This window comes from Chlorobium sp. N1 (assembly GCF_004332115.1).
Taxonomy (GTDB): domain Bacteria; phylum Bacteroidota; class Chlorobiia; order Chlorobiales; family Chlorobiaceae; genus Chlorobium.
This window is the reverse complement of sequence record NZ_SJPA01000002.1, coordinates 139,901-155,969: the sequence shown is the minus strand read 5'-3', so window position 1 is coordinate 155,969 and position 16,069 is coordinate 139,901. Positions and strand designations below refer to the sequence as shown.

The 16,069-nt window shown below is 64.2% G+C and carries 14 protein-coding genes; 5 read left to right on the top strand and 9 right to left on the bottom strand.

What is annotated here, in order from left to right:
* Positions 1-90: 90 nt before the first annotated feature.
* The 9 genes from E0L29_RS04095 to E0L29_RS11680 all read right to left on the bottom strand — a co-directional run bounded on the left by E0L29_RS04095 (position 91) and on the right by E0L29_RS11680 (position 9,874).
* Positions 91-339: a bacteriochlorophyll c-binding family protein gene (locus tag E0L29_RS04095; protein ID WP_131355092.1), complete on the bottom strand. Its 249-nt coding sequence runs from the start codon at positions 337-339 to the stop codon at positions 91-93.
* 114 nt (positions 340-453) lie between these two features.
* A complete protein-coding gene (locus tag E0L29_RS04090; RefSeq protein WP_131355089.1) occupies positions 454-816 on the bottom strand; it encodes a response regulator in 363 nt (120 codons plus the stop codon).
* Complete coding sequence (locus E0L29_RS04085; RefSeq protein WP_131355086.1) at positions 813-4,622, bottom strand: PAS domain S-box protein; 3,810 nt, start codon at positions 4,620-4,622, stop codon at positions 813-815. The genes E0L29_RS04090 and E0L29_RS04085 overlap by 4 nt, the downstream gene beginning before the upstream one ends.
* Positions 4,623-4,694: 72 nt before the next feature.
* Positions 4,695-6,116 carry a sodium:solute symporter gene (locus tag E0L29_RS04080; RefSeq protein ID WP_131355082.1) on the bottom strand — a complete coding sequence of 474 codons (1,422 nt, stop codon included), beginning with the start codon at positions 6,114-6,116 and terminating at the stop codon, positions 4,695-4,697.
* A 30-nt stretch (positions 6,117-6,146) separates the two neighbouring features.
* On the bottom strand, positions 6,147-7,313 hold the full coding sequence (locus tag E0L29_RS04075) for a DUF1343 domain-containing protein (RefSeq protein ID WP_131355079.1): 1,167 nt from the start codon (positions 7,311-7,313) through the stop codon (positions 6,147-6,149).
* A complete protein-coding gene (locus E0L29_RS04070; protein WP_131355076.1) occupies positions 7,310-8,284 on the bottom strand; it encodes a nucleotidyltransferase family protein in 975 nt (324 codons plus the stop codon). Before E0L29_RS04070 ends, E0L29_RS04075 begins: the two co-directional genes overlap by 4 nt.
* Positions 8,281-9,285, bottom strand: coding sequence for a phosphotransferase (locus E0L29_RS04065; RefSeq protein WP_131355071.1), 1,005 nt, complete (start codon positions 9,283-9,285; stop codon positions 8,281-8,283). The genes E0L29_RS04070 and E0L29_RS04065 overlap by 4 nt, the downstream gene beginning before the upstream one ends.
* Before the next feature lie 80 nt (positions 9,286-9,365).
* Positions 9,366-9,590: a chlorosome envelope protein B gene (locus E0L29_RS04060; protein WP_131355068.1), complete on the bottom strand. Its 225-nt coding sequence runs from the start codon at positions 9,588-9,590 to the stop codon at positions 9,366-9,368.
* A gap of 149 nt (positions 9,591-9,739) precedes the next feature.
* Entirely contained in the window at positions 9,740-9,874 is a 135-nt protein-coding gene (locus E0L29_RS11680; RefSeq protein ID WP_278248902.1) for a hypothetical protein, read from the bottom strand.
* A 268-nt stretch (positions 9,875-10,142) separates the two neighbouring features.
* Between E0L29_RS11680 and E0L29_RS04055 the strand changes: the two genes are divergently transcribed.
* The 5 genes from E0L29_RS04055 to E0L29_RS04035 all read left to right on the top strand — a co-directional run bounded on the left by E0L29_RS04055 (position 10,143) and on the right by E0L29_RS04035 (position 16,062).
* On the top strand, positions 10,143-10,745 hold the full coding sequence (locus E0L29_RS04055; protein ID WP_131355065.1) for a DUF1997 domain-containing protein: 603 nt from the start codon (positions 10,143-10,145) through the stop codon (positions 10,743-10,745).
* Positions 10,746-10,847: 102 nt separating this feature from the next.
* The gene (locus E0L29_RS04050) at positions 10,848-11,081 is read left to right on the top strand and encodes a metal-sensitive transcriptional regulator (RefSeq protein ID WP_131355062.1); all 234 of its coding nucleotides are present in this window, start codon (positions 10,848-10,850) and stop codon (positions 11,079-11,081) included.
* A 6-nt stretch (positions 11,082-11,087) separates the two neighbouring features.
* Positions 11,088-12,404 (top strand): TolC family protein, encoded by a 1,317-nt coding sequence (locus tag E0L29_RS04045; RefSeq protein WP_131355060.1) that lies wholly within the window; start codon positions 11,088-11,090, stop codon positions 12,402-12,404.
* A 38-nt stretch (positions 12,405-12,442) separates the two neighbouring features.
* On the top strand, positions 12,443-12,859 hold the full coding sequence (locus tag E0L29_RS04040; protein WP_131355057.1) for a hypothetical protein: 417 nt from the start codon (positions 12,443-12,445) through the stop codon (positions 12,857-12,859).
* On the top strand, positions 12,856-16,062 hold the full coding sequence (locus tag E0L29_RS04035; RefSeq protein ID WP_131355054.1) for an efflux RND transporter permease subunit: 3,207 nt from the start codon (positions 12,856-12,858) through the stop codon (positions 16,060-16,062). The genes E0L29_RS04040 and E0L29_RS04035 overlap by 4 nt, the downstream gene beginning before the upstream one ends.
* Positions 16,063-16,069: the final 7 nt, after the last annotated feature.

The window sequence follows — 16,069 nt, the reverse complement described above, 5'->3', positions numbered from 1 at the left end:
GCGTCGGGCCCGCCTGAAAACAGCAACGGGACCTCTCTGGGGTCCCGTTTTTTTTTGCGCCCGTTCGGCCTCCGGGGCCGGGGTCTGGCTTCAGTCGTTGAAGCGGCTCACGACGTCCTTGTCGGGGCGCGCGTAGCCCGACGCATCGGGGGATGAACCCCTCAGGCCCGCTCCGCTGCCGCCGTAAAGGTGCGGGTAGGCGTTGGCGCCGAGCCGCTTGGTGGTCTTGCCGATGTTCTCGAGGGCGTCGCCGACGACCCACCAGTGACCGTCGATGAACACTTCGAGAAACCTTCCGTAGGCTTCAGCTCCCTGTACGAATGCTCCGTTTACGTTCATCTCTGCGGGTTTCCTTCTGGATTGGTTTATGGTGCGGCAAGCCCGGGACGAGGCTCGCCTTTAGAGTCAATATCGAAAAAATGCCGGCAACCGCCAAACGGCCCCACCCGCCCCCTAGTCCATGAACTTCAGGCTCAGGAGCAGTTCCTGGGCGCTGAAGGGCTTTTTGAGCGTGACGTTGGCGCCGAGGGCGTCGGCAAGGACCAGGTAGTTTTCCGGTCCGACCTTTCCTCCTCCCGAGATGGCGACGATCTTCAGGGCCGGGTAGCTCTTGCGTGCCTCCATGATCGTCTCTATGCCCTCTTTTTCCGGCATGATGAGGTCGGTGATCATGAGCTCGATCTCCGGATGCTCGGCAAGTGCCTGCAGGCCGGTCCTGCCGTTGTCGGCTTCATGGACCGTATGATTCTCTCGCGTGAGGGTCATCGAGATGAATTTTCTGACGGCGGCATCGTCGTCGATGATGAGGATGTTCATGCTGGCGGGGGCTTGGTGGCTGAGATGACTTCGTTGATTGCTGCGGCCAGTTCGCTCTGCGGAACCGGTTTCTTCAGGAACTTCGTGATGCCGTAGTGGCTGATCGGCGTGGTGAGCTCGATGTCCTTTCCGTAGCCGGTCATGAGGATGACCGGGAAGGCGGGGGTGAGGGCATGGATGCTGCGCGCCAGCTCGATGCCGGTCATCTCCGGCATGGTGAGGTCGGTGATGAGGATGTCGAACCCTCCGGGGCCGCACCGGTATGCCTCGAGGGCTTCGAGGGGCGAGCGGAAGCAGGAGATGCTGAAGCCCAGTTTCGGGATCAGCTCCTGCATCAGCTGGTTGGTCGCCGCCTCGTCGTCGACGAAGAGGATGTGGCCGACCCCTTTCGGCAGCATGATCTCCTTGGGCTTTTCGGGGATCTCCTCGTTGATGAGGGGCAGGTAGACGTGGAACGTGGAGCCTTTTGCCGGCACGCTCTCGACGCTGATCTCTCCGTTGTAGCTGGTGATGATGCCGTGGACGACCGAGAGGCCGAGCCCGGTGCCCCTGTTGACGGATTTGGTCGTGAAGAACGGCTCGAAGATGCGTTCCATCGTGGCCTTGTCCATGCCCGGTCCGGTGTCGGCGATGGAGAGGTGGAGACAGTCGGACTCCTCCAGGTGGGGGAACATCTTCAGCGCTCCGCTTCCGGCTTCGATCCGGGTGAGCTCGAGCGAGAGGACCCCTCCCGACTCCTCCATCGCCTGGAAGGCGTTGGTGCAGAGGTTGACGATGACCTGGTGGATCTGCGAGGGGTCCGCCAGGACGTTGCCGCATGCCTCGTCGAGGTGGCGCTTGATGGTGATGGTTGCCGGAATGGAGGGGCGGAGAAGCTTGAGGGCTTCGGTGACGATCGACTGCACGTTGACGGCCTGCGGCTCGCTTTCCTGGGCCCGGCTGAAGGTCAGGATCTGCGCCACGAGGGTTTTGGCCCGTTCGGCGGCCCGGACGATCTCGGTGAAGTAGTCGTGCAGGCGGTCCTCTTTCGGGACGTCGAGCGCGCCCATTTCGGCGTATCCGAGCACCGGCGTGAGGATGTTGTTGAAGTCGTGGGCGATGCCGCCGGCAAGCGTGCCGATGGTTTCGAGCCGCTGGCTGTTGCGCAGCCGCGACTCGAGCTCGAGCTTGTCCTCCTGGGTGCGCACCCGTTCGGTGATGTCGAAGAGGATGCCGTCGATGCCCTGGAACTCTCCCTCGCCGGCGTATGCAGGGGTGCGGCGGTCCTCGATCCAGCGTGCCGAGCCGTCGGGGGCGACGATCCGGTAGGTGATGGTCTCGGAAACGGCGGAGTCCCCGATGGTGCGGTTCGAGCGCAGGACCGCTTCAAGGTCGTCGGGATGGATGATGGAGGGTTCGCTGAAGAGCTCCCGCTCGAATTGCTCCTTGCTGAAGTCCCGCAGGAACTCCTCGACCATCGAGAGGATGGTGGTCGTGCCTTCGCGGTTGACCCGGTAGACGGCGCCGGGGATGTTGTCGATGAGGGTCCGGAACTCGCTGACCAGACGCTCCTGGATGGCGATGTTGCGCAGCGCCTCCTCGGCCTTCTTCAGGTCGGTAAGGTCGAGCGCGGTGCCGCGGATGCCCCTGATCGTGCCGCTTTCGATGATGGGCGAACTGTAGAGCAGCATCGGGATGCGGCTGCCGTCCTTCCTCGTGGCGGTGTATTCGGCGCTGCTGGCCGGCCTTGTTCCCCCAAGCATCCGGCGCATGTTCTCAAGCGCCATGGGGCGCTCTTCGGGCACGGTGAAGCGGGCGACGGGGAAGTTGTCGGCGAACTCCTCCTTCGTGTAGCCGAACAGTTCCGTCGCTTTTTCGTTGCTGTAGGTCACCATGCCTTCGGCATCGACTTCGAAGAGCGGCAGCGGCAGGAACTCCGTCAGCTCACGGAACCGCCGTTCGCTCTCCATCAGGATCCTTTCGGCCTTCATCCGTTCGGTCACGTCGCGGCTGGTGCCGAAGAGCACGGGGCGGTTGTTCCAGGTGCCGGGCGTCACCCGGGTCTCCACCGGGATGAGCTCGCCGTTTTTGGCCTCGAGCGGAACGAGGCAGGCGTCCCCGGTTCCCTCGAGCATCGCTTTGATGTTGGCCTCCGCCGTCGCCCTCTGCTTCTCGGGGTGGAAGAAGAGGACATGGCGGCCCTCGAGCTCCGGGCCGGAGTAGCCGAGCCGGCGGCGGACGGTTTCGTTGGTGTGGATGACCATGCCCTCCATATCGACGATGAAGAGGAAGTCTTCAATGGTGTCGAAGAGGAGCTCGAAGTTGGTCTTCGTCGCGGCGATCTCCTCTTCGTGCCGGGCCTGCATGATGGCAGCGCCGATGTGTGCGGTGACGGTCTCGAGCGCCTTGCGCGAGAACTCGGGCACCTGGCCGAGTGTGTGCGAAGCCACGTTGAGGTTGCCGATCACCTCGTTTTTGTGGAGGATGGGGATGATGGCGATGGCCTGGAGGTTTTCTGTTTCGACCGCTCGGTTTTCGCTTTTCAGGAGCCTGCCGAAGTTGTCGTAGATCGGTCGGCCCGCCCGGATGATGCGGGCGTTTTCCGAGTCGAAGGGGTAGCTGGAGGCTTCGCTGACGAACGTTTCCGGCAGCCCTTCATGGTAGGCGAGCCTGATCCGCTCTTCGTCCTTGTCGACGAGGTAGATGCCGCCGCAGTCCATGCCCGAGACCCTCATGGCGGCATGGAGGCAGGCGGCGAGGGTCTCCCGGAACGAGATGCTGGCGTTGAGCGTCAGCGCCAGTTCCAGTTCGGCCTGGATGCACTGCTCGGCACGCTGGCGCTGCAGGGCGTTGGCGATGATGCCGCCGGCGAACTTCAGGATGGAGACGGTGTCCGCCTTCCACTCCATCTCCTTGTGGACGGCGTCGAAGCCGATGTAGCCGAACGGGATCGTGCCCGATGCCAGCGGGATGACGATGAGCGACTTGATGTCCTGTTCTTCGAGGATGTCCCGTTCCGCCGAGGCCTCCGGCGGGAGCTCGTCGATGCGGGGAAGGAGGATGGATTCGTTCCGGTTGATGCGCTCCATCCACCAGGGGAAGATGTCGGTCGGCAACCCCTTGAGGGCGTCGATCTGCGGGTCCGTTCCCTCGGCGCACCACTCATGGGTGTTGTCCATGAGCTTGAGGTCGTCGCTGAACTGGAAGATGTAGCTGCGGTCGGCGCCGACGAACTCTCCGATGAGGTGCAGGGTGTTCATCACCATGCCGTCGATCTCCTCGTAGCCGAGGCTGATGAAGCGGTTCGAGAGCGAGGTGATGAGCCGCTCGAAGGCGAGGCTGCGCGTGAGGGTGGCCTCGGCGTCCTTCCGCTCGCTGATGTCGTGGTGGGAGCCGACCATGCGCACCGGATTGCCGCTCGCATCGCGTTCGAACACCTTGCCGCGCGCCACGACCCATACCCACCGGCCTTCCTTGTGGCGCATGCGCAGCTCGAGTTCGTAGAAGGGCGTGTTGTGCTCGAAGTGTTCCCTGGCGAGCATGTCGGAGTGTTCGAGGTCGTCGGGATGGCAGCGCAGGCGGAAGGTGTCGAGCGTGACCGGTTCGAGCTCTTCGAGCGTGTAGCCGAGCATTTCCGCCCAGCGGCTGTCGACCCTCAGTTCCCCCGTGGCGACGTTCCAGTCCCAGGTGCCGGACCGGCTGGCCTCGACGGCCATTTCGAGCGACCGGCAGGCGTCTCCGTTGCAGCATGCGTTCTCTTGCAGCTGCTCGAGCTCACGGCGCAGCCGTTCGTTCTCCCTTCTGAGGTCCTCGTGTGCGTGTTCCATGCCGGCAGGGTGTGGGGATTCTGATTCACAAATGTAGCAATCCCCCCGCTCATAAGAAAGCTTCCAAAGGGGTTAGTCGCCTCCGGCACCCTTCGCTTCGGGAGGGCTCCCGCCTCGTAAGCTGTCGGCGGCATGGACGACGAGCATGTTGACGGCGGCCGAGAGCAGGATGTACCAGGTCCAGGCGAGTCCCGCCGCATCGAGGACGAAGACGGTGCCCATGGATGCCAGCAGCCCGGCACCGAGGCTCGTGGGACGGAACCGGCGGCGTCCGGCCGTGAGGAGGAAGAGCCCGAGCAGGCCGCCGTAGGTGTAGGAGGCGATCTTGAGCCCGACCATGATGATGGCCTTGTCGCTTTCGTTGAAGCCGAGCGCGATGGCGATGAGCACGCCGGCCCAGCCGAGGCTGATGATGCGCGAGAGGCGCAGCGAGGCGCCGCCTCCGAGCAGGTCGGTGACGGTCGACGAGGCCAGGGAGTTGATGGAGGAGGCGATGGTCGACATGGCGGCCGAGAGGATGCCGGCCAGCAGCAGCCCCTTGAGTCCCGAGGGGAGGTTCTCGACGATGAACGTGGCGAACTCGCGGTCCTGCACCCTCGGCGCGCCGCCCGAGAGGACGAAGAGGAGAGAGCCGGCCAGCAGGAAGACTGCGAACTGCAGGAAGACGAAGAGGCCGCTGCCGATGAGCGCCTTGCGCGCCGAAGCGAGGTTCCCGCAGGCCAGCACCCGCTGCACCATCATGTAGTCGACCCCGTGCGAGGCCAGCGAGAGGAACATGCCGCCGATGAAGGCGCCGGCGAAGGCCATCGGGTCGAGCAGGAGGTTGGCGTCGAGGTTCAGCACCCGCAGCTTGCCCGCCGCCGAGAGCGACTCGATGGCGGCCGGAATGCCTCCCTGGATGTGCGATCCGGCGTAGGTGATGGTGACGAGCCCTCCGAGCAGGTAGAGGGCGAACTGGAAGCTGTCGAGCCAGGCCACCGCCTTCAGCCCTCCCGAGATGGTGTAGACGAGCGTGACGGCGCCGATCAGGAGGACCGAGAGCGGCATGCTCCAGCCGGTCACCACCTGCACCACCACCGCGGTGGCCAGGAAGCGCACGCCGTCGCCGAGGATGCGGGTAACGAGGAAGACCACGGAGGCGAGCCGCTGCATGGGGCGGCCGTAGCGCGACCCGATGCTTTCGTAGATGGAGGTGACTCCGTCCTTGAAGTACATCGGCAGGAGAATCGAGCTGACGAGCACCCTGCCGGCGATGTAGCCGAGCGGCAGCTGCAGGAACGACCAGTCGCCGCGGTAGGCCAGGCCCGGCACGCTGACGAAGGTCAGCACGGAGGTTTCGGTCGCCACGATCGAGAGCATGGCCACCACCCAGGGGAGGCGGTGGCTGCCGAGGAAGTAGTCTCCGGTGCTTTTGTTGCTCCTCCCCTGCCAGAGTCCGAAGAGGGTGTTGCCGAGAAGGAAGAGGACGACGATGGCGGTATCCAGGGGCTGCATGGGCTGGGGCTTGTCGGTTGCGGTTTCGGCTCAGGAGCCGTAGAGGTGGAAGGCCTGCTTTTCGGCGGCGAAGGCGGCTTCGTCCGCCCTCCAGGAGCCGATGATCTCCGCCGTCGGCACGCCCGTTTCGATGGCTGTGCGCACCGCGGCGCTGCCGGCAAGCAGGTCGAAGGCCGGAACGGTGTCGTTGAACTCGTAGACTCCCCGCAGGAAGCGGAGCTTGTCGGGGTAGAGCCGATGGAGCGCCGCCGTCATGGCCACTCCCGTGGCGAAGGGACGGAATCGGCGGGGGTCGGTGACCTGCAGGGCGACGGCGCCCACGGCCTCCCCCGCGAACTTGTGGAACCCGGGGCGGAACCAGGCGGGACGGAAGGCGATCCCCGGGAGTCCGGCCGAGGCGCATTCGGCGGCAAGCGCTTCGGGGTGGACGAAGGGTGCGCCGGAGAGCTCGAACGGGGTGGTCGTCCCCCGTCCCTCCGAGACGTTCAGCCCTTCGAAGAGGCACATGCCGGGGTAGACCATGGCGGTCGCCGCGCCCGGCATGTTCGGTGAAGGCGGCACCCAGGCGAGCCCGGTTTCGTCGAAGAGCATCGAACGGCGCCATCCCTCCATGGCGACCACCGAGAGCTCCACGTCGAGCTTCCGGTAGTCGCGCCAGAGGTGGGCGAGCTCCCCGGCCGTGAGGCCGTGGCGCACCGGCACGGGGAAGACGCCGACGAAGGAGCGGAAGGCCATGTCGAGCATGGGGCCCTCGACCGCCGTTCCCCCGAGCGGGTTCGGCCGGTCGAGCACCATGATCTCGATCCCCATGCCGGAGACCGCTTCCATGAGGAGCGCGAGGGTGTTGACGTAGGTGTAGTAGCGCGAACCGACGTCCTGGATGTCGAAGACGATGAGGTCGAGGTCGCAAAGCATCTCCTTCTCTGGCACGAGGGAGTCGGCCGTGCTGCCGTAGAGGCTGACGGTCTCGGTGCCGGTCTCCGGCTCGAAGCCGACGGCGACCTGGTCCTGCTCGATGGCGAAGAGCCCGTGTTCCGGCGTGAAGATCCGCCGGAGCGGAATGCCGCGCTCGGGGAGGGCGTGCCAGGAGTACTCGAACTCCCGGGTGAGGGAGGTCTGGTTGGCGACGAGGGCGACCCTGCGTCCCTTGAGGGATTCGGGGGCGGCAAGCAGCCGCTCGAGTCCGGTCGTGATCATTCTCTGCTCTCCGTTCTGGTGGTTCCTATCCGTTCTTCATGCCGGACGGGGGTCGCGCCGAAGGGGTCGGCGACCGCCTCCTCGAGCTCGGTTCCGCTTTCGAGCACGGTGCCGCCGAGGAGGACGGAGCGGCGCACCCGGCAGCCCGCTTCGATGACGCATCCCGCCCCGACGACCGTGTCGGCGACGTCCGCCCCCGCTGCGATCCGGGCATCGGGGGAGACGCGGTGCGGGCGGAGGCCGAGGGTCCGCTCCAGCACGGGCCCGAGCCGCTCCCCGACGGCCGGCGTGTCGAGGTTCGCCTGCAGGTAGCTCCCGAGGGTGCCGATGTCCTGCCAGAGACCGCGGTGCAGGTGGCAGCCGAGCCGCTCCCCGTCGACGAGGCCGTAGAATCCGGTGTCGACGATGCTCGAAAAACCGCTCTCAAGGTGCCGGAAGATTTCGGGGCTGAAGACGGCGCTGCCGGTATAGACATAGGGCGAGTGGATGCCGGTACCCCGTTTGCCGGCGAAGTCCCTGACGAGCCCCCCTTCCACGCCCACCGTGCCGATCGAGCAGGCCTCCGGGGTCTCGTGGAGGCAGAGCGTGCCGCCGAGCCCGGAGCTCCGGTGGGCACGGACGAGGGCTGCGAAGTCGATGTCGGTGATGATGTCGCTGTTGACGAGCAGGAAGTCCCCTCCCCGGAGCAGTCCTTCGCAGCGCTTTAGCCCGCCTCCGGTGCCGAGGATCTCGGGTTCTTCGGAGAAGGTGATCTCGAGGCCCGGCAGGCGGCTTCCGGCGATGAACCGCCGTATCCGCTCGGCGTGGTGGTGGATGTTGCAGATGATCTCGGTGATGCCCGCCCTCTTCAGGAGCGCGAAGGTGTAGAAGAGCCCCGGCACGTTGAGGACCGGCACGAGGGGTTTCGGCAGGTGCTCGGTCAGCGGGCGGAGGCGCGTGCCGAACCCGGCCGCGAGAACGAAGGCTTTCATGGCTCGGCCTCCTCGAGGACGGGCCGGAGGATGCGTCCCGCCTTCTCCAGTTCCGGACGGCGCCGGACATATTCCTGAATGTAGCGGAGGGTCGGCGGGATGGAGGCTTCGAACGAGCGCTTGCCGCGTTCGCGGATCTGGAAGGCGAAGGTGCCGAGCGCCTTGATGTTGCGCTGGAAGGCCGAGAGGTCGAACAGATGGAGGTAGTCCTCGAAACGCTCCCCGCTCAGGCCGGCGCCGAGGAGCGCGTCGTGGTGGCGGTGCTGGAGTTCCTCTACGAGAAGGTCGGGAAGCAGGGCGTAGGAGTCGCGCAGGAGCGAGGCGGCGTCGTACTGCGCCAGTCCCATGCGCGCGTCCTGGAAGTCGATCACGACCGGACGGCCGCGGTGGATGAGGATGTTGCGGCTGTGGAAGTCCCGGTGGTTGAGCACGAAGCGTTCGGGGCGGACGAGGAGGCGGGCGATCGAGAGGAACTCCCGGCGCAGCCTGGCGGCATCGTCTTCTTCGAACCGGTCGCCGAACCAGCCGAGCAGGGCGTGCTCCAGGAAGAAGTCGAATTCGAACATGAGCTTCTCCATGTCGAAGGAGAGCGAGAAGGGGACCGCTTCGGAGGACGGGGGGATCGCCTGGATCCGCACCATGAGGTCGACGGCCTGGCGGGAGAGGGCCGCGGCCTCCTCCTGCGCGGCGGCGGCAAGGGCATCCTGCAGCTGGAGGCTCCCGCAGTCCTCCTGGAGGATGATGCCGAGCCGGCTGTCGCTTGCGATGATCTCCGGGACGGGGACGCTGTGCTCCCGGAAAAGCCGGTGGATGGTGAGGAACGGGTAGTGTTCGGGATTTCGTCCTTCGAAGGCAGGGTCGTGGCAGGCGATGAGGGTACGGCCGGCGCCCGCCACCCGGAAGTACTGGCGGCTGGAGGCGTCCCCCTGGATCCTCGTTATCGCGGCTTCGGCGCCCTCGCTGCTGCCGAGCACGCTCCTGATGCGTTCCTCTGTCGTCATGGTCCCGGGCGTTTCGGTACGGCAAAAAAAAAGCACCTTACGCCTGGAAGCGTAAGGTGCTTTTCACGTTGCAGGTGAACTTACTTCTTCGGTGCGATTGCGGAAGAAACGTTCTGGAGCACCTGGTTGGCGGTGTCAGCAAGGTTGCCGATGAGGTCGGTTGCGGTCTTTGCAAGCGGCTCGGCAGCGTTGGTGATCGCCTTCAGGCTGTTGTTCATGAGGTCCATCTGGAGCTGGAAGAGCTTGCCGGCAGTTTCGACAAGGGTGTTCACAGCGCCGGCGACATCGATGTTTCCGTTTGACATGGCGTGTAATGTTTTGGTTTGAGAAAAGTTAAGGGAAAATATCCGATAAACGAGACTTATCCCGGTATGGTAATGGTTAAATACTAACGAATTTTCCGGTGGCAACCAAATGGAAAATCGGACGGAAGCCTAGTGCCGCCAATGCGTTATCACGCCTTTTCCGGTCCCTGTTTCTTGCCGATGAACTTGTTGAGCAGGAGGACGACGACGATGCCCCCTGCGAAATAGGCGATCGGGGCAAAGATGGCGGTGTAGTTGAATGCGGTCTGTGCGCTCTGTTCCATGCCGGTTGCGGTTTGTAGGTGGAGGTAAGTTTCCCGATAATAACAAAAAAACATGTAAATAGATATTGACGGGCGGCGCCGGGAGCCCCGCGGCCGCATGTTTCCGCTCCACGCCGGGGGGAACTCTTCGCCGTCCGCCGCAGTTGTTCTCGAGTGAGGCCCGGCGACGCCGTGGCCGCTGAGAGCGAGAACCTATGCAGTTACGAGCAATACGGACGCCCCCTTCCGTGTCGGCAGCGGGGCCGCCCACAAGAACAGGCCTACAGTTATGGAGGTAGTCGGCAAAAGCAGGGCGAAGGTCGTCATCGAGTCCTGTCTCAGGGACTCTTCGGAATATTTTTCGCACCACGAACGCATCATCCGCTGCAACCCCTACTGCACCCATGTGGTGCACATGCCCGTCGAGGGGATGTACAAATGGGTGTTCGAGGTCAAGGATCCGCGAAACAACCCCATCATCGCGGTTTTCTTCGTCCGCCAGCAGGAGGACGAGGGCAACCTCCCTTCGCCCCATCCGGGCGAGGCGCCGGGCGGCATGACCGGACGCTGCATCCGCTGGGTGAGCGCCGAACCGCCAGACGGTGCCGAGATGCCCGAAGAGGAGCACGCCTTCGTCGGTATGACCGACTCCAGGATCTGCCTCTACCATCTCGGGGAGGGGAAGACGGAGGTGCATTTCGAAACCGACATCACGCTCGACTTCGAGCTCTCCTTCCCGCTCAATATGATGCCGGAGGGGATCCTGAAGTTCATGAGCGAGACGGTCATGTCGCAGATCATGCAGCAGGCGACCGAGAGCATGCTCGCGCAGGTCCAGTCCGACATCTGCTGCAGCGACGCCCAGCTCGAGGCCGGCGGCGGCCGAGCCTGAGCTTTTGGATTATTTGCACCATCCCCCTTTTTTTTGTATTCTTGATACCCCTACTGGGTAGGGGTATCTCTCGCCTCTGCGCGAAAACCCGGGAGAGCCGCCATGGATGAAGATGTAATACTGAGACTGAAGAAAATGGGCGGACAGGTCGACGGCCTCATCCGCATGCTGGAGCGCGGTGCCTCCTGCGAGCAGGTCATCACGCAGTTCCAGGCGGCCAAGGCCGCGCTCGACAAGACCTTTTCGCTGGTCCTCGAGCGGAACCTCAAGGAGTGCATGAGCCAGGACGACTCGAAAAATGTTGAAAAGATTCTCAAACTGATTTCCAAACAGTAACACACGATGAAGGTACTGAAGGCGCTGACCGCCGCGTTGGTCGCGGTTTCCATTTCCGCCCCTTCCGGGGCCGAGGCCGCAGCCCGGACGCTGAAACTTTCCCTCACGGAGGCCATCTCGATGGCCCGCGAGAACAACTCCACCCTGAAGGCTGCCAAAAGCCGCGTGGAGCAGGCAGAAGGACGGATCGTCGAGAGCCGCAAGAGCTACCTGCCCTCGGTGACCCTCTCCGAGAACTTCACGCGCACCAACGATCCGCTCAACGTCTTCGGCTTCAAGCTGATGCAGACGAATGTCAATCCTGCGACTGATTTTGGGCCGACCCTCAACGAGGCTGATCCCATCAGCGACTTCAACACCTCGCTCCAGCTCATGCAGCCGATTTTCAATCGTGACGGCGCAATCGGCCGCGGCATGGCAAAGAAGGCCAAGGTCGCAGCGGAGTACATGACCGCACGCACCGAGGAGACCATCGAGCTCTACGTCAGCAAGGCCTACTACGGCATGCTGCTCGCCCGCCAGAACATCACGGCCATCGACCAGTCGATCGCCACCATGCAGCGCCACAGCCGGGAGGCTGAGAAGGCCTACCGCGCCGGCATGCTGCCGAAGTCCGACAAGCTCTCCACCGATGTCCGCCTCGCCGAGCTCCGCGAGCAGAAGATGATGCTCGAGGACGGCGTCAGGGAGGCCGAAGACGCGCTTCGCGTGCTGCTGAACCTCGACGGCGACGTCACGATCGAGCCCACCGGCTCCTTCACGGTCGAGCGCGAGCTGCCGAAGGCGGAGGCGAGCGCCACCCGCAGCGATCTCATGGCGATGGAGACCTACCGCCAGCTTGCCGAAAAGCAGGGCGAGATGGCCCGCGCAGCTCGCATCCCCCGCCTCAACGCCTTCGCCCGCGCCGACCACCACACCTCCGACTTCGACACCGACGGCTCGAGCTGGATGGTGGGTGTGAACATGCAGTGGAAGATCTTCGACGGGATGGCCATCTCCGGCAAGGTGCAGGAGGCCAAGGCACGCGAGCGCGAGGCCCGCTACAGCTACGAGGCCGCCAAGAGCCAGAGCGTGGCCGAGGTCGCCAAGGCGCTCCGCACGATGAAGACCGCCATGGAGCGGATCACGGTCGCAGGCCAGTCGCTCGAGGAGGCCAGGGTCAGTCTGGACTACATCGGCGGGCAGTACCGCACCGGCAAGGCCATGACCTTCGAGCTGCTCATGCGCGAGGGGGCCTACACCTACGCGAAGATGCGCCTGAACCAGGCGAAGTTCGACTACTCGGTCGCCAGGAGCGAGCTTGAGTATTACGGAAAGAGGTAGGCAGGTCCGCTGAACCGAACGGTAAACAACTGAACCATATGGCACTGAAGAAAATCAACATGCTCCTCGCGCTCCTTCCGCTCCTGCTTGCCGCAGGGTGCGGGGCGGACCGCGAGGCCCCGGCCCCGGCGGCTCCCGCAGCCGCTGAAACGCTCGATGTCGGGGGTCTCGTCCCGGTCAGGGCCGTCCAGGCGGAAGAGGGCGCAAGCCTGCTCGTCGTGCCCGCGGCGGCGGTCTTCCATGAAGGGGCGATGGCGGGCGTGCTCGTCGTCGGGGAGGATGGCCGCATCGCGGTCCGCTGGATCAGCACGGGCCACGCCATCGGCGCCGGCCTCATCGTGCTTGCCGGCCTCGACGCCGGAGAACTTGTCGTCGGATCCTACGATCCGGCACTGCGTAACGGAATCAAAGTAACAAAGAGTCAGGCTGTGACAGAGGAGGTTCAGTCCAAATGAATGAAGGTATCGCCGGTAAACTCGCCAAACAGTTTATCAATTCGAAGATTACGCCCCTCCTGATGGTTGCGGCGCTCCTGGTGGGCGTCATCGCGACGTTCATGACCCCGAGGGAGGAGGAGCCGCAGATCGTCGTGCCGATGGTCGACATCTATATTCCCTACCCGGGGGCCGCGCCCGCAGAGGTTTCCGAACGCGTCGCCAAGCCGTTCGAGCGCAGCCTCACCGAGATCCAGGGCGTCGATTACGTCTACTCGACCTCCATGCCCGACTTCGCCCTCGTCACCGTCCGCTACGACGTCGGCGCGAGCACCGAGGAGAGCATGGTCAAGCTCTGGGCCACCCTCATGAAGAACATGGACAAGATGCCCGCAGGCGTCCAGATGCCGCTCATGAAGAAGGTCGCCATCGACGACGTTCCGGTGCTCAACCTCACCTTCTGGGGCAAGGATGCCGATCCGCAGCACCTCCGCAGGGCGGCCCTCGACGTGGCCGACGAGCTCAAGAAGATCCCCGACATCGGCGATGTCGAGATCAAGGGCGGCCTGAAGCGCCAGATCCGCATCCTGCTCGACAAGGAGAAGCTGCAGCGCTACAATGTCAGCGCCATGCAGATCATGATGCAGATCAAGTCGGCCAACAGCCAGATCACCTCCGGCGACTTCACATCGATGAACCGTGAGGTCATCGTCCGCACCGGCAAGTTCCTCGAGAGCGTCGAGGATGTCCGGAGCGTCGTCGTCGGCGTCTCCGGCGGCTCCCCGGTCTACGTCCGCGACGTGGCCACGGTCACCGACGGACCCGAGGAGATCGACAACTACAACTTCTTCACCTGGGGCGCAGCCGCTCCCGCGGGCCAGCCCGAAGGCGAGTACCCGGCCGTGACGCTCACCGTCGCCAAGCGCAAGGGCACCGATGCCAGCGTGCTTGCCGGCAAGGTGATTGCGAAGGTCGAGCATCTCGAGGGCAGCGTCATTCCCGAGAACATCACCGTCACCGAGACCCGCAACTACGGCGAGACCGCCACCGAGAAGGTCTTCACCCTCCTCGAGCATCTCAGCATCGCCGTTGTGGCCGTGACGATCGTCGTCGGCTTCTTCCTCGGATGGAGGGGCGCGCTCGTCAACTTCATGTCGGTGCCGATCACCTTCGCCCTCACGCTTCTCGTCTACTTCCTCTTCGACTACTCGCTCAACCGCGTGACGCTCTTCGCGCTCATCTTCGTGACGGGTATCGTCGTCGACGACTCCATCATCATCGCAGAGAACATCCACCGGCACTTCTCGATGAAGCGCCAGCCGAAGCTGCAGGCGGCCATCACCGCGGTCAGCGAGGTCGGCAACCCGACGATCCTGGCGACCTTCACCGTCATCGCCGCCGTCCTGCCGATGATCTTCGTCTCGGGCCTCATGGGCCCCTACATGAGCCCTATGCCGATCGGCGCCTCGCTGGCCATGATCTTCTCGCTGCTCGTCGCGCTCATCGCAACCCCGTGGCTCTCCTACCGCCTGCTCAAGACCGAGGATGGCGGCCATGAGGAGTACGACATCACGAAGACCCCCTACTACAAGGTCTTCAACTCCATTCTCTCTCCGCTCATCGACAGCGGCCTGAAGCGCTGGATGGCCTTCGGGGTCGTCGGCATGATGCTCCTCGGCGCCATCGCCCTCGTGCCGCTCAAGGCCGTGCAGATGAAGATGCTGCCGTTCGACAACAAGAACGAGTTCCAGGTCATCATCGACATGCCGGAAGGCACCGCGCTCGAGGAGACCGGCCGCGTGGCCCAGGAGATCTCGGGCTACCTGCGCACCGTTCCCGAGGTCGAGAGCTGCCAGTACTACGCCGGCACCAACGCCCCGATCAACTTCAACGGCCTCGTGCGCCACTACTACCTCCGCCACGGCGACAACATGGCCGACATCCAGGTCAACCTTATCGACAAGGGCCTGCGCAGCGACCAGAGCCACGACATCGCCAAGCGCGTCCGCGAGGGCGTGCAGGAGATCGGCCGCAGGTACGGCGCCAACGCCAAGATCGTCGAGATCCCTCCCGGACCTCCGGTCCTCTCCACGCTCGTCGCCGAGATCTACGGCCCCACCGAGAAGGAGCGCATCGAGCTGGCCCGGAAGGTGAAGGAGATCTTCCTGGAGACCCCGGGCGTGGTCGACGTCGACTGGCTCGTCGAGGACGACCAGGAGGTCTACGAGCTCGTCGTCGACCAGAAGAAGGCCGCCTTCCGCGGTGTCTCTGTCGAGCAGATCGCCCAGACGCTCCGCATGTCGGTCGCCGGCATGGACGTCGGCGCGCTGCACCGCCAGCCGGATCTCGAGCAGGTGACGATCAACGTCCGCCTGCCGAAAGCCGACCGCACCTCGCTCAAGGACCTCTCCAACATCTTCGTGCAGTCGCAGGGCATGGGCTCGATGACGAGCCGCCTGCGCGCCGGCGAGATGATCCCGCTCTCCGAGCTGGTCAGGGTGGAAAAGACCGTCCAGGACAAGAGCATCTACCGCAAGGACCTGCATGACGTGGTCTACGTGACGGCCGACGTGGCCGGCATCACCGAGAGCCCGGTCTACGCCATGCTCGAGATGGACAAGAAGATCGAGGCGCTGAAGCTGCCCGGCGGCCACAGCATCTCGCCGCTCTACACCTCGCTGCCCGAGAGCGAGGCCAAAACCGCGATGAAGTGGGACGGCGAGTGGCAGATCACCTTCGAGGTGTTCCGCGATCTCGGCACCGCGTTCGCCGTCGTGCTCGTCATCATCTACCTGCTCATCGTCGGCTGGTTCCAGTCCTTCAAGACGCCGCTCATCATGATGATCGCCATCCCGCTGAGCCTGGTCGGCATCATCCCCGGCCACTGGATCCACGGAGCGTTCTTCACGGCGACCAGCATGATCGGCATGATCGCCCTTGCCGGCATCATGGTCCGCAACTCGGTGCTGCTGATCGACTTCATCCAGATCCGCCGCGACGAGGGCGAAGGCCTCAAGCAGGCCATCATCGAGTCGGCCGCGGTGCGTACCCGCCCGATCATCCTCACCTCCGGTGCGGTGGTCATCGGCTCGGTCGTCATGCTCTTCGACCCGATCTTCCAGGGTCTTGCCATCTCGATGATCTGGGGCGGCGTGCTCTCGACGGTGCTCACGCTCGTCGTCGTGCCGCTGGTCTACTACATGGCTGAAAAGAAAAACGCTTAACCCCAAA